The sequence below is a fragment of the Streptomyces sp. M92 genome (genome assembly GCF_028473745.1).
Lineage (GTDB): Bacteria > Actinomycetota > Actinomycetes > Streptomycetales > Streptomycetaceae > Streptomyces.
On the sequence record NZ_CP101137.1, the window covers coordinates 7,010,164 to 7,023,430 of the forward strand.

A 13,267-nucleotide genomic window follows, 5' to 3' on the forward strand; every position below is an offset into this window, starting at 1 on the left:
TCACGCACCGGCCCCGTGCGGGCCTACGCCGACGACCTCGCCGACGACGATGACGGCGGGCGGCTTGACCTCCTGGGCGACGACCGTCTCGGCGACCGTGGCGAGGGTCGCGTCGACCCGGCGCTGGGCGGCCGTCGTGCCCTCCTGGACGAGGGCGACCGGCGTCCCGGGGGGTCTGCCGTGCGCGACGAGGGTCTCGGCGATCTTGCCGATCTTGTCGACGCCCATGAGGATCACCAGGGTGCCGGTGAGCTTGGCCAGGGACGGCCAGTCGACCAGGGACCGCTCGTCGTCGGGGGCGACATGTCCGCTGACCACGGTGAACTCGTGGGCGACACCCCGGTGGGTGACCGGGATGCCGGCCGCGCCGGGGACCGAGATGGAGCTGGAGATGCCGGGGACGACGGTGCACGGGATGCCCGCCTGGGCGAGCGCCTGCGCCTCCTCCATGCCCCGGCCGAAGACGAACGGGTCGCCGCCCTTCAGCCGTACGACCGCCTTGCCCTGCTCGGCGTGCTCGATCAGCGCGTTGTTGATGGCCTCCTGGGCCATGAAGCGCCCGTAGGGGATCTTCGCCGCGTCGATGACCTCCACGTGCGGCGGCAGCTCGGCGAGCAGGTCGCGGGGGCCGAGCCGGTCGGCGATGACGACGTCGGCCTCGGCGAGCAGCCTGCGGCCCCGGACGGTGATCAGGTCCGGGTCGCCTGGTCCACCGCCGACCAGGGCGACGCCGGCGGTGCGGGTGCGGTGGTGCGGGGCGACGAGGGTGCCGTCACGCAGGCCCTCCACGACCGCGTCGCGGATGGCGGCGGTGTGCCGGGGGTCCCGGCCGCGGGCGTCGGTGGTGAGCACGGCGACGGTGACGCCCTCGCTGTGGCCGGTCGCCGGGGTCCAGGCGGTGGCCCGGTCGGCGTCGTCGGAGCGGACGCACCACACACGGTGCCGCTCGGCCTCGGCGGAGGCGGCGGCGCTGGCCTCGGCGTCGCTGGTGGCGATCAGTGCGTACCAGGCGTCCGCGAGGTCGCCTTCGGCATACGGGCGCCGCTCCCAGGTGATCTCCCCGGCGTCCGCCATGGCCTCGACCGAGGGGGTCGCCGCCGGGGACACGAGACGGATGTCGGCGCCCGCCGCGATGAGGGCAGGGAGGCGGCGCTGGGCCACCTGGCCGCCGCCGAGGACGACCACGCGGCGGCCGGCGAGGCGGAGACCTACGGGGTAGGCGGGGTGTTCGGCCATGAGGGAGCGCTCCTCGTCCTGGCGGTGCGGAGGGCGGCGCTGCGGCAGTGGAGCGGCCCTGACGTGGGGATACGTGGATTCTAGGAGACGTGCGCAAGAGGCACGAGGTCGGTTCGGCGGGCGGCCGGACGGGCCGCCGGTGCGGGGGCTGTGCGACGGGCGCGCCACCGGTTCGCCGGTGGCGCGCCCATCCCCGCCGTGGGGCTACTTCTCCGTCACACCCGCCGAGTCGAACGTCGCCACCTCGTGCATCGCTCGGGCCGTGCTCTGCACCATGGGGAGGGCGAGCAGCGCGCCCGTCCCCTCGCCGAGGCGGAGGTCGAGGTCGACCAGGGGGCGCAGGCCGAGCTTGTTGAGCGCGGCGACGTGGCCGGGCTCGGCGCTACGGTGCCCCGCGATGCAGGCCGCCAGGACCTCGGGGGCGATCGCACGGGCCACCAGTGCGGCGGCGCCGGCGCTGACGCCGTCGAGGATGACCGGCGTGCGCAGGGAGGCACCGCCGAGCAGCAGGCCGACCATGGCCGCGTGCTCGAAGCCGCCGACCGCGGCGAGGACGCCGATGGGGTCGGCCGGGTCGGGCTGGTGGACTTCCAGCGCGCGGCGGACGACCTCGGTCTTGCGGGCGAGCGTCTCGTCGTTGATGCCGGTGCCGCGGCCGGTGACCTCGGCCGGGTCGGCGCCGGTGAAGACGGAGATGAGCGCGGCGGACGCGGTGGTGTTCGCGATGCCCATCTCGCCGGTGAGCAGCGCCTTGTTGCCGGCCGCGACCAGGTCGCGGGCGGTCTCGATGCCGACCTCGATGGCCTGCTTGGCCTCCTCGCGGGTCATCGCGGGACCGGCCGTCATGTCGGACGTGCCGGCGCGGACCTTGCGGGGCAGCAGGCCGGGTGTGGCGGGCAGGTCGGTGGCGACACCGACGTCCACGACGCACACCTCGGCGCCGACCTGGGTGGCGAAGGCGTTGCAGACCGCTCCCCCGCCCAGGAAGTTGGCCACCATCTGGGCGGTGACCTCCTGGGGCCAGGGGGTGACGCCCTGGGCGTGCACTCCGTGGTCGCCGGCGAAGACGGCGACGGCCGCGGGCTCGGGGATCGGCGGCGGGCACTGCCGGGACAGCCCGGACAGCTGCGCGGAGATGATCTCCAGCATGCCGAGCGCGCCGGCCGGCTTGGTCATACGCTTCTGGCGCTCCCACGCCTCGCCGAGCGCCTTGGCGTCGAGCGGGCGGATCTGTGCGACGGTCTCGGCGAGCAGGTCGTGCGGTTCCTCTCCGGGCAGGGCGCGGCGGCCGTAGGTTTCTTCGTGGACCACCCAGGACAGCGGGCGGCGCTTGGACCAGCCGGCCTGCATCAGCTCGGGCTCGTCCGGGAACTCGTCGACGTACCCGACGCACAGGTAGGCGACGACGTCCAGGTGCTCGGGCAGGCCGAGGGCACGGACCATCTCGCGCTCGTCGAAGAAGCTGACCCAGCCGACGCCGAGGCCCTCGGCGCGGGCGGCGAGCCAGAGGTTCTCGACGGCGAGCGCGGAGGAGTACGGCGCCATCTGCGGCTGCGTGTGGCGGCCGAGGGTGTGCCGGCCGCCACGCGTCGGGTCGGCGGTGACGACGATGTTGACCGGGGTGTCGAGGATGGCCTCGATCTTCAGTTCCTTGAACTGCTTGGCCCGGCCCTTGGGCAGCGACTTCGCGTAAGCGTCGCGCTGACGCGTCGCCAGCTCGTGCATCGCGCGGCGGGTGTCGGCGGAGCGGATGACGACGAAGTCCCACGGCTGCGAGTGGCCGACGGAGGGCGCCGTGTGCGCGGCCTCCAGGACGCGGAGCAGCACCTCGTGCGGGATGGGGTCGCTGCGGAAGCCGTTGCGGATGTCACGGCGTTCGCGCATGACCTTGAGTACGGCCTCGCGTTCGGCGTCGGCGTAGGCGGGGGCCGCCGGACCGGTGGAGCGCCGTGCGTCCGCCTCCGCGGCCGTGCTCACGTCCTCCGGGTCTTCCGGACCTTCCTGGTCGGCCCGGGTGTCCAGGTCCTCGGCGTTCTGGGCGACCTCGGGGTCCGCCTCACGAGGGGCGGGAACCGGGGCGACGGGCTCCGGGGCCTCCTGAGTCGCTGGAGTGTCCCACGTCTCCGGCGGTACGACGAGTGCCTCGGGGGGCGTCGGTGCGAGGTGCGGGGTGGTCGGGACCTGGCCGCCGTCGACCGGCACGAACTGGCCCACGGGCTGGTCGGGGTGCGGCTGGACGCCACCCGCCGACGCCGCGGCGGCCACTGCGGGTTCGGGCGCGGTCTGCGGAGCTTCCGCTTCCAGCGCTACGTCGGTTCCCGGTGCTGCGTAGGTGCCGGCGACGGACTGGGGGCCCTGAGCGGGCTGCGCGTCGGCGGCAGGGTGGTCCGGTTCCCGCGCGGCGGGTTGCGCGACGGCGCCGTCCTGGGCTGCGGCGGCCCGCACGTCCGCGTGCGGACGGTCTCCGGCCACCGGAACGGGCTGCGGCGAGCTCTCCGACGGTGCGGTCGCCTCCGGCGCCGGTGCGGGCTGCCCGTCGGCCGCCGCGGTCTCCGGGGACGGCTCGTGTCCGGCGGGTTCGCCGGGCGCCAGGTCGGCCTCGGTGAGGGCGCCGGTGCGGGCGGCCCCGGTCACTCGCGCCTCGGCGGGCGGGACGTCCTGCGGTTCGGGCACCTCGACGGGTTCGGCCGGCTGCGCTGCGGGCTCGGCAACCTCGCTGGGCCGGGTCGGCGGCGCGGGCTGGGCGGCCTCGGTGGGCTCGGCCGACGGCACGGGCTGGGCAGCCTCCGACGGCTCGGCCGACGGCACGGGCTGAACAGCCTCCGACGGCTCGGCCAAAGGCACGGGCTGAACAGCCTCCGACGGCTCGGCCGACGGCACGAGCTGAACAGCCTCCGACGGCTCGGTGACCGTCTGCACGGGCTCGGGAGCCTGATCCGCACCGGCCGCCTGCTCGGCGCCCGGTACCCGTGTCGGCTCGCCTTCCTGCGCGGCTTCGGGGGCCCCGGTCGGCTCCACCGCCTGCGCCGGGTCCTGGGCGTCGGCCGACTCGACCGTCTGCGCGGGCCCCTGACCGTCCGCTGGCTCGACCGTCTGCGCGGGCTCCTGGGCGTCAGCCGACTCGACCGTCTGCGCGGCGTCGGCAGCCTCCCCCGGCTCATCGTCCTGCACAGCCTCGGGATCGACGGCCGGCTCCGCCACCGGCACGGCCTCGGGCGCGACTCCCTCCGGGGTGCTGACGTCCTGGGCCACCGCCGCCACCGGCTGCCCGGCGGCCTCCGCCACGGGCTGGGCGGGCACGGCCACGGGCTCCTCGGGGCCCGCCTGCGGGGTAGGGGCCGGCTCAACGGCCTCCCCCGCGCCCGTCTCCGGGAGTGCCGCCTGGGTCATCTGCTCGGCCTCGTGCCCCGGAACGGCGCCGGGTGCGGGCGCTTCGTCCGCCGGCCGCTCGGTCACCGCATCGGGTTCGGGCGCCTCCTCGGCCCGGGGCGCTGCCACGGCCTCGGGAGCGGTCTCTTCCTCCGCCGCCGGCTCGGCCACGGCCTTCCGCGTCCCGTCGCCGCCCTCGGGCGTTCCCTGGACGTGCGCCGCCTCGGCGCCCGGTGCGGAACCGGCGCCGTCCGCGTCGCCCGGCGCGCTCAATGCCGGGTCCGGGACGCCGGCGTGGGTGTCCGCGGCCGGGACCTCGGGCTCGCCCGGTCCGCCGCTCTGCCCGCTCTCCCCGGGCTCCCCGCCCGTCGCCGCCACGGCCTCCGTGGCCACGCGGGTCACCAGTGCCTCCGCGGCGCCCACCGGCTGGGCGGCCTGGTCCGCTACCGGAATAACCGTTTCCGCACGCACTGCCCCGGCGCCCACCGGCACCTCCGCCGGCTGCTGGGCCTGCGGAGCCGCCTGCGCGGGACCCCAGGGCGCCGCCCCCTGCGGAGGCGTCGCGGCGGTCTGCGCGGCGTCGAGGTACTCCGGACCGGCGGCCGGCGGACCGGCGTGACGCACCGGCGCGTCGGCCGGGCCGCGGTCGGCGAGCGAGCGGACCGGGCTGGCGGAGGTGTCGGGGATCGGCGGACCGAGGTGCAGGGGCCTGCGCGGCGGAGCGGGGACGGAGGCGGGCTGCGGCGACGGCTCGGACGGACGGACGCCGCTGAGATCGACCGAACCGCTGTCACGGCCGGACATCTCGTGCGGACCCGGCTGGTGCACGGTCTCGACGACCGGCTCCGGCGCGGGCGGCGCGACCTCGTTGCCCCAGGCACTCTGGGCTCCCGGCAGCAACAGCAGGTCCTCGTCCTCGGCGGTGGTCTCGGAGAGGTAGGTGTACGCGCCGGGAGCGGGGACGCCCGGCTGCTCCACCATGCCTGCGTTCTCCGGCAGCCCCTCGCCCGGGATCTGGCCGGTGTCGGTCATGCGTAACCCCTCGCCCATCGGTTAGTGCTTCTACGACCAGCTCGCCCGGGACGGCGCACCGACCGCCCCGTAGTGAGAACGAGCGTGCGTGCCCAGCGGCACGAACGACCCGTCGAGAATGACGACAAAGCCATTGAGTGGCATTGTCGCGGTCGTTCCCCCGTCACGACAGCTTGATCCGCGACGGCCCGCTGTGGACTGCGCCACGTTGCGCGTCCTCCGGTTCTTGCCGTACCACACCCAGCCCGTAAGAGGGCGGTTTTTGCGGACATTGACCGGCGAAGTGCCAGGTGTCCGAGCGCGGTACAACAATCCGCCAGCCTACCCCGCGCGGTACGACTAGCCGATCACGGGGCGCGGTCCGGAAGTACCCCGCTGAGCAGGAACGCAACGCTCCGCTCCGTCTCCGTCCAGGCCCGGGTGTCGAGCCCCACGGACTGCAGCAGGGCGCACTCGACCCGGTAGCCGTGCTCCGTCAGGTCCCTGCCCACGAGTTCGGCCGCGTCGCGGGTCGCGGCGTGCGCGACGATGCGCTGCGGACGGCGGTCGGCGACCGCTGAGACCACGGCCGCTCCCCCGCCGCCGACGCGCACGACGTCGGGTTCGGGAAGGTCTTCCAGGACGTGCGGGGCGGTGCCGTGCGCGATCTGGAGCTGGACGCCGAAGTGGCGGGCCGTGGCCTCGGTGCGGGCGCAGGCGTCCGGATCCCGGTCGACGGCGATGACGGCGGCGCCGGCGCGGGCGGCCTCGGTGGCGAAGGCTCCGCCGCCGCAGCCGATGTCCCACACGAGGTCACCGGGGCGGGGTCCGAGCCGGGCGAGTTGGGCCGTGCGCAGCAGTTCGGTCTCGCCCTCGCCGAGGTCACCGCCGTACGCCTCGGCGGGCAGCGACCAACCGCGCGGTCCGGCGGCGGGGCCGCGGCCGGCGATCCATCCGGCGCCGTCGCCCGTCGCCCCCGGGCCGGTGCTCCCGCCGACGACGATGACGACGTTCGGGTCGCGCCAGGTGTGGTCGGCGGCCTTCTCAGAGGTGACGACGGTGACCTGTTCGCGCGCCGTGCCGAGCTCCTCGCAGATGACGAAGGTGCGGTGGACGCCCTCCATGAGCAGGCCGAGTTCGGCGGGACCGGCGCCGGGGGAGGTGAGGACGGCGACCTTGGTGTGGGCCCGGCATACGTTCACCGCGCGTCGCAGGGTGCGGGGGTGGGCGACGACCACATGGGCGTCGTCCCAGGGCATGCCGGCGCGGGCGAAGGCGGCGGCGACGGAGGAGACGGCCGGGACGACTTCGACCTCGAGGCCGAACTCGGGGGCCCGCAGGGTGCGTACGACGCCGAAGAAGCCGGGGTCGCCGTCGGCGAGTACGACCGCGGTGCCCCGGTGGGCGGCGATGCGGCGGGCGGCGAGGGCGACGCTGCCGAGGCGGACGCGTTCGGCGGCGGCGGGTACCTCGGGAAGTGCCAGGTGGTGTGCGGCACCGGCCACGAGGGTGGCCGCGCCCAGAGCGGAGCGTGCCGCGGCGGTCAGCGGCGAACCGTCCCAGCCGATCACCGTGACCCGGTCGGCCATCGTCGTCAGTCTCCAGGGGTGTTGCAGGTCGTGTCGCGGAACCGTTCGCGGGTGTGCCCCGTGAGGGTACCCCGGTGCGGCCCCCGGGCGGGGTGTCGGCGGCGCCGGTGCGCCGCTGCGCCGGTCCGGGGATCAGTTCCAGTCGGTGAAGGTGCCGAAACCGCCGTCGTCGGTCAGCGGCCCGGACGCGCCCTCGAGGTCCTCCGGCAGCAGGCTCCACACGATGAAGTCGGTGCGTACGTCCGTCCACACCTCGTCGTCGGTGCGGACGCGGGCTATGCAGGCGTTGCGCAGGACGCCCTCGCTGATGCAGCCGATCTTCTGGGCGACCTGCTGGGAGGCGGTGTTGTCGGCGGCCGTGCGCAGTTCCAGGCGCTCGAACTTCTGGTCGCCGAAGAGCCACTGGGCGGTGGCGAGCGCCGCCTCGGACGCGTAACCCTCGCCGCGGGCCCAGGGGGCGACGATGTACGACAGCTCGGTGGACCGTACGTGCCAGTTGGTCCTGGTGAGCTGGATGACGCCGACCAGCCGCTGGGTGAGGAACTCGGTGACGGCCAGGTCGAGTCCCCGGCCCGCCGTGCGTTCGGCGGGGGCGTGCTCGCCGATCCAGGTACCGGCGTGCCGCTCGGTGAAGGGCTGCGGGACGTGGGTCCAGGCGCCGACCTGCTCGTCGTTCATCATGGCGGTGAGGGCGGGGACGTCGTCCTCGTCGAGGGGACGCAGCACCAACCGCTCCGTGCTGATGGAGATGTTGGGGAAGGTGCTCGTCATGCGCCGCTCCGTAACCTGTGTAACCGTCAGGGCCTGCTCGAGCTGCCCAGCATGCAGCATGTGAGCACGCGACCGCACCACGGGGTCCGCTCCGGCGGAGCGGACCCCGTGGCGGGTGCGGAGGGGGATCAGAACGAGGGCAGCACGGCGCCGTCGTACCTGTCCTCGATGAACTTCTTCACCTCGGGCGAGGTGAGGAGCTTCGCGAGCTTCTTCACCCGCGGGTCGTTCTCGTTGCCCTCCTTGACGGCGAGGAGGTTGTTGTTCGGGTTGTCCTTGGCGGACTCCAGGACGAGGGCGTCCTCCGCCGGCTTGAGGTCGGCCTCGATGGCGTAGTTGCCGTTGACCACCGCGGCGTCGACGTCGTTCAGGGAGCGGGGCGTGGTGGCCGCCTCCAGCTCCTTGAACTTGAGGTTCTTCGGGTTGTCGGTGATGTCCGCCGGGGTCGCCGTGGTGCCGACGCCGTCCTTGAGGGTGATGAGCCCGTTCGCGGCCAGCAGCTGCAGGGCGCGGCCTTCGTTGACGGTGTCGTTGGGGACGGCGACGGTCGCACCGCTCTTCAGGTCCGCGGCCTTGTCGACCTTGTTGGAGTACAGGCCGAGGGGCTCCAGGTGCACGTCGACGACGGACACGATGTGGGTGCCGCGCTTCTTGTTGAAGTCGTCGAGGTACGGGGTGGTCTGGAAGAAGTTGGCGTCCACCGAGCCGTCCTCCGTGGAGGTGTTCGGGGTGACGTAGTCGGTGACCTCCTTGACCTCCAGTTCGAGGCCCGCCTTCTGCGCCAGGTTGTCCTTGACGTAGTCGAGGATCTCGGCGTGCGGCACGGGGCTGGCGGCGACGACCAGCGGTCCGGAGGTGTCGGTCGCGGTGTCCTTGTCGGAGCCGCAGGCGGCCAGCCCGAGGGTGAGGGCTCCGGTGGCGAGGACGGCGGTGGTGATCTTGGCGGTGTTACGCACGAAAAGTGCCTTTCCTTCGGGTGGTGCGACCCCGCCCTGTGTGCGGCGGGGAGTCTTGGGGGCCGGGTGCGCTACGCGACCTTGCCGACGTCGGCCGCGGCGGGCTCCTTGGCCCTGAGCAGCCGCAGCCGGGGTGCGGCTGCGGAACGTCCGCCGCGGCGGTGCAGGGCGCGGGCGGCGGCGTCGCCGGCGAACTGGATGAGCGAGATGGCGACGGCGAGGACCGCGACGGTCACCCACATCAGGCCGGACTCGAAACGGTTGTAGCCGTAGCGGACGGCGAGGTCGCCGAGGCCGCCGCCGCCGACGGTGCCGGCCATGGCGGAGTAGCCGATGAGGGCGATGACCGTGGTCGTGGTGGAGGCGATCAGCGAGGGCAGCGCCTCGGGCACCAGGACCTTGCGGACCACGGTCCAGGTGTTGCCGCCCATGGCCTGGACGGCCTCGACCAGACCTCCGTCGACCTCGCGGACGGCCGTCTCGACCAGCCGCGCGAAGAACGGGATGCCGCCGATGGCGAGCGGCACGATCGCGGCCTCGCTGCCGATGGTGGTGCCGGTGACCCAGCGGGTGAAGCTCATGAGGGCGACCATGAGGATGATGAACGGCAGTGAGCGGCCGATGTTCACGATCTGGCCGATGACCTTGTTCACCACGGTGTTCTGGAGCAGCCCGCCCTTGTCGGTGAGGACGAGCAGGATGCCGAGCGGGAGTCCGCCCACGATCGCGATCAGGGTCGACCAGCCGACCATGATCAGGGTCTCCTGACAGGCCTGCTCCAGCAGGGGCTGCATCTCGGACCAGGTCACTTGGCACCTTCCTTCACCAGCACGGAGCCCTGCGCGGGTTCCTGGGCGGGGCCCTCGGCGGGGCCTTGGTCGATCACGTCGATCTGGAGGCCCTGCTCGCGCAGGAAGCCGACGGGCACGACGTTGTCCTCGTAGCGGCCGGGCAGTTCGATGCGCATGCGGCCGACCTGGAGCCCGCCGACGGTGTCGATGGCGGCACCCAGGATCGATATGTCGATGTTGTAGGTGCGGGACAGCTGGGAGATGACCGGCTGGGTGGCGGCCTCGCCGTGGAAGGTGACGTCGAGGACGGTGCGGTCGTCCCCGGACGCCTCGCCGCCGACCGGGAAGAGGGCGGCGGCCAGTTCGGAGCCGGGCGTCGCGAGCAGGTCGCTCACGGTGCCGGACTCGACGACGCGCCCCTTCTCCATGAGGGCGGCCGAGTCGCAGACGCTCTTGACGACGTCCATCTCGTGGGTGATGAGCAGGACGGTCAGTCCGAGCTGCCGGTTGAGGTCGCGCAGCAGCTGGAGGATGGAGCGGGTGGTCTCCGGGTCGAGGGCGCTGGTGGCCTCGTCGGAGAGCAGCACCTTGGGGTCGCCGGCCAGGGCGCGGGCGATGCCGACGCGCTGCTTCTGGCCGCCGGAGAGCTGGGCGGGGTACGCCCTCGCCTTGTCGGCGAGACCGACCAGGTCGAGCAGTTCTAGCGCCTTGCGGGAACGTTCCTTCCCGGTCTTGCCGAGGATCTCCAGCGGCAGTTCGACGTTGTCCTGCACGGTCCGGGAGGAGAGCAGGTTGAAGTGCTGGAAGACCATGCCGATACGGCTGCGCGCCTGACGCAGCTCCCTGCCGGCGCGGGGACCGCGGCCCGCCAGCGCGGTGAGGTCCTGGCCGGCGACGGTGACCGTGCCCGCGGTGGGGCGCTCCAGGAGGTTGACGCAGCGGATGAGCGAGGACTTGCCGGCGCCGGACTGGCCGATGACGCCGTACACCTCGCCCTCGCGGACGTGCAGGTCGACGCCGTCCAGGGCGGTGACCTCGCGGCCGCGGGAGCGGTAGACCTTGGTCAGGCCCGATGTGGTGATCACGTGGGTTTCCGTCACTGTCGAGTGCGCGGCGCTCTGGTGTGCGCCGGGCACGGGGGCGTTGTTCTTCGGGGTACTGGGGACCTTCGGAACGCGGCACGGTTCTCGCGGTGGCGATGCGCGGTGGCGGTGAACCGGGGAGAAACGTGTGCGCGGGGCGTGGCCCGGTCGCGGGCGCGGGGCGCATGGGCGGACTCGGGCGGGCGCTCGCTTCGGGGCGCGAGGCTCAGGTGGTGCAGGGGCCCTCTAGAAGGCGCACATTCGGCACATACAACGAGCACCGGGCGTCATCGTCGCCTCGGTCGCAGGGGTGCGGTCGCTCGTCGTGCTCATGCGATCAGTAAAGCAGACATACGGTCCTGACCGGCCACGACTGTCCGGATGCTGGACAGCCGTGGGCGGTGACCGGACACCGGCGCGACGGCGGCCAGGGGCGGAGGCCCCGGCCCGGGCTCCGGTGACCAGTGCCGACGAGGCCGTCACCCCGTCCCGGCCACAGCCCGCGGGCGCGTCCGGCGGACGTGCGGGCTGTGGTCAACGCCACGGTGGCCCGGTGGGGGCGGGGCCGGGGACGGCGGGGCTTTTGGGGCGTAATAGGGTCGCTGCCATGCTTGACGTCCTGACGCTGGTGACCGGGGTCGCCGCGCTGCTGCTCGCCGCCTGGTGCGGCTGGGCGGCCTACCGTGACCAGCCGACGAAGGACTGGCACTTCATCGGCATGGCCGTGGTCTCGGCGCTGGCACTGATCCAGCTGATCGCGGGGATCGTGCTGCTGGCGCGGGGCGAGAAGCCGGAGCAGGGCACCACGATCTTCGTGGCGTACCTGCTGGGCGCCTTCGCCTGTGTACCGGCGGCGGGCTTCATGTCGCTGGCCGAGCGCACCCGCTGGGGTTCGGTGACGGTCGCCGCCGGCGGCGTCGTCCTCGCCGTCCTCGAAGTGCGGCTCTTCGACATCTGGGGAGGCTGAGATGGCGGCGACGGAGCAGCGGCCGGACCGCGAGCGACTGATCAGCGGCCCGGGCATCCTGCTGGTGTGGCTGTACGGGGTGATGGTCGTCGGCGCGGTGTCGCGCTCGGCGTACCAGATCGCGACCGAGTTCGACCGGGCGCCGCTCGCCTACACGCTCTCGGCGCTCGCGGGCATCGTCTACGGCTTCATCACCTACACCCTGGTGCGCGGCGGCGAGACGGCCCGCAAGGCGGCGCTGGTGTGCTGCGCCGCCGAGCTGGTGGGCGTCCTCGCGGTCGGCACCTGGACCCTGGCGGAACCGTCCGCCTTCCCCGACGCGACCGTGTGGTCGGACTTCGGGATGGGCTACCTCTTCATCCCGGTCCTGCTGCCGCTGTCGGCCCTGTACTGGCTGCGCCGGGCCCGCACCGAGTAGGGGTGCGCTCAGGCCGTGGCGGCGTACTCCCCGGCGGCCTTCTCCAGGACGATCATGGGCACGCCGTCGGCGCCCTGTGCCGTCCCGACCGTCTCGTAGCCGACTCGCCGGTAGAGCCGCAGGTTGCTGTCGCTGCGGTGGCCGGTGTGCAGGCGGAAGCGCTTGGCGCCGCGCTCCCCGGCGAGCGCCGACTCCGCCGCGCGCAGCAGCCGGGCGCCGATGCCGTGCCCCTGGAGGCGGGGGTGGACGCAGAGCTTGCCGATGGACGCGGCCCCGTCCCCGGCCACCCGCCCGCGCACCGAACCGACGACCTCGTCGCCGAGCCGCGCGACGAAGACGCAGTCACCGGCGACCTCCTCGCGCACCGAGTCGAGGGTCTGGACGAGCGGGTCGATGCGGTAGTTGCCGTACAGCGCCGCCTCGCTCTGGAAGCAGAGGTACTGCAGCCGGAAGATCTGCTCGGCATCCTGCTCGGTCGCCGCCGAGATGGTCACGCTCATGCCCATGTGTGCATGCCTCCCGCTCACCTGATCCGCTGTGGTCCCCCACTCCTATCCCCGTCGTCGGCGGACCGCAACCTCCGGCGCCAGCAGTCGCCGCAGACATCCCAGACATCGGGAACGTTCCGGGCCTAGACTGCCCTGTGAGATACCCAACTCCCCCGCGATCTCCCGGTATGTGAGGTCTTTCGGCGACAGCAGGGCCTCGATCAGCCGGGGGCAGCGGCCGGGCAGCCGGCGCACGGCGTCGCGCAAGGCCCGGCGGCGGTCGGCGGCGAGGACGAGCTGTTCCGGCTCGTCCTCGGCGGCGTCGGCGGGTTCGGTGTCGTACGGCCGCTCGTCGCGACCGGTCCGGCGGGTGCGGCGGGCCTCGGTGCGGACGGCGCCGCGCAGCCACTCGTGGGGGTCGCGGGGCGGCCCCTCGGCCGCCAGCCGCTCGAGGAGGCGCAGCCAGACGGCCTGTTCCAGGTCGCCGGGCTCGGCTCCGGACGCATATGCCTCGGCCGCGGCCTCGGCGGTGAGCAGAGGGTGCAGGGCGGCGACCAGGTCGGGTGTCATATGCGGATCGACGCGGCCG

At 73.6% G+C, this 13,267-nt stretch carries 11 protein-coding genes; 2 read left to right on the forward strand and 9 right to left on the reverse strand.

The window, feature by feature from the left end:
- From cobA to M6G08_RS32390, 7 genes are all read right to left on the reverse strand, one after another.
- Complete coding sequence (gene cobA / locus M6G08_RS32360) at positions 1–1,236, reverse strand: uroporphyrinogen-III C-methyltransferase (protein WP_272590685.1); 1,236 nt, start codon at positions 1,234–1,236, stop codon at positions 1–3.
- A gap of 204 nt (positions 1,237–1,440) precedes the next feature.
- Positions 1,441–5,637, reverse strand: coding sequence for a nicotinate-nucleotide--dimethylbenzimidazole phosphoribosyltransferase (gene cobT, locus M6G08_RS32365; RefSeq protein WP_272590686.1), 4,197 nt, complete (start codon positions 5,635–5,637; stop codon positions 1,441–1,443).
- Positions 5,638–5,984: 347 nt separating this feature from the next.
- The gene (gene cbiE / locus M6G08_RS32370) at positions 5,985–7,205 is read right to left on the reverse strand and encodes a precorrin-6y C5,15-methyltransferase (decarboxylating) subunit CbiE (RefSeq protein ID WP_272590687.1); all 1,221 of its coding nucleotides are present in this window, start codon (positions 7,203–7,205) and stop codon (positions 5,985–5,987) included.
- 132 nt (positions 7,206–7,337) lie between these two features.
- The gene (locus M6G08_RS32375) at positions 7,338–7,976 is read right to left on the reverse strand and encodes a GNAT family N-acetyltransferase (protein ID WP_272590688.1); all 639 of its coding nucleotides are present in this window, start codon (positions 7,974–7,976) and stop codon (positions 7,338–7,340) included.
- Positions 7,977–8,104: 128 nt separating this feature from the next.
- A complete protein-coding gene (locus M6G08_RS32380; RefSeq protein ID WP_272590689.1) occupies positions 8,105–8,932 on the reverse strand; it encodes a MetQ/NlpA family ABC transporter substrate-binding protein in 828 nt (275 codons plus the stop codon).
- A gap of 71 nt (positions 8,933–9,003) precedes the next feature.
- Complete coding sequence (locus M6G08_RS32385; RefSeq protein WP_272590690.1) at positions 9,004–9,741, reverse strand: methionine ABC transporter permease; 738 nt, start codon at positions 9,739–9,741, stop codon at positions 9,004–9,006.
- On the reverse strand, positions 9,738–10,808 hold the full coding sequence (locus M6G08_RS32390) for a methionine ABC transporter ATP-binding protein (RefSeq protein WP_272590691.1): 1,071 nt from the start codon (positions 10,806–10,808) through the stop codon (positions 9,738–9,740). The genes M6G08_RS32385 and M6G08_RS32390 overlap by 4 nt, the downstream gene beginning before the upstream one ends.
- A 604-nt stretch (positions 10,809–11,412) precedes the next feature.
- Here M6G08_RS32390 and M6G08_RS32395 point away from each other — a divergent pair.
- Positions 11,413–11,772 carry a hypothetical protein gene (locus M6G08_RS32395; RefSeq protein WP_272590692.1) on the forward strand — a complete coding sequence of 120 codons (360 nt, stop codon included), beginning with the start codon at positions 11,413–11,415 and terminating at the stop codon, positions 11,770–11,772.
- A 1-nt stretch (position 11,773) separates the two neighbouring features.
- Positions 11,774–12,190 (forward strand): hypothetical protein, encoded by a 417-nt coding sequence (locus M6G08_RS32400; protein ID WP_272590694.1) that lies wholly within the window; start codon positions 11,774–11,776, stop codon positions 12,188–12,190.
- Between the two features lie 8 nt (positions 12,191–12,198).
- Here M6G08_RS32400 and M6G08_RS32405 read toward each other — a convergent pair whose 3' ends face one another.
- Both M6G08_RS32405 and M6G08_RS32410 read right to left on the reverse strand, forming a co-directional pair.
- The gene (locus M6G08_RS32405) at positions 12,199–12,696 is read right to left on the reverse strand and encodes a GNAT family N-acetyltransferase (protein ID WP_272590695.1); all 498 of its coding nucleotides are present in this window, start codon (positions 12,694–12,696) and stop codon (positions 12,199–12,201) included.
- Between the two features lie 45 nt (positions 12,697–12,741).
- A complete protein-coding gene (locus M6G08_RS32410) occupies positions 12,742–13,248 on the reverse strand; it encodes a sigma-70 family RNA polymerase sigma factor (RefSeq protein WP_272590696.1) in 507 nt (168 codons plus the stop codon).
- Between the last annotated feature and the right edge of the window lie 19 nt (positions 13,249–13,267).

What these genes read in the sequence shown, in the direction of transcription:
- M6G08_RS32375 (WP_272590688.1), bottom strand. Translation starts at nt 7,976, where the DNA reads ATGACGAGCACCTTCCCCAACATCTCCATCAGCACGGAGCGGTTGGTG.
- cobT (WP_272590686.1), bottom strand. Translation starts at nt 5,637, where the DNA reads ATGACCGACACCGGCCAGATCCCGGGCGAGGGGCTGCCGGAGAACGCA.
- M6G08_RS32400 (WP_272590694.1), top strand. Translation starts at nt 11,774, where the DNA reads ATGGCGGCGACGGAGCAGCGGCCGGACCGCGAGCGACTGATCAGCGGC.
- M6G08_RS32395 (WP_272590692.1), top strand. Translation starts at nt 11,413, where the DNA reads ATGCTTGACGTCCTGACGCTGGTGACCGGGGTCGCCGCGCTGCTGCTC.
- M6G08_RS32410 (WP_272590696.1), bottom strand. Translation starts at nt 13,248, where the DNA reads ATGACACCCGACCTGGTCGCCGCCCTGCACCCTCTGCTCACCGCCGAG.
- M6G08_RS32405 (WP_272590695.1), bottom strand. Translation starts at nt 12,696, where the DNA reads ATGGGCATGAGCGTGACCATCTCGGCGGCGACCGAGCAGGATGCCGAG.
- cobA (WP_272590685.1), bottom strand. Translation starts at nt 1,236, where the DNA reads ATGGCCGAACACCCCGCCTACCCCGTAGGTCTCCGCCTCGCCGGCCGC.
- cbiE (WP_272590687.1), bottom strand. Translation starts at nt 7,205, where the DNA reads ATGGCCGACCGGGTCACGGTGATCGGCTGGGACGGTTCGCCGCTGACC.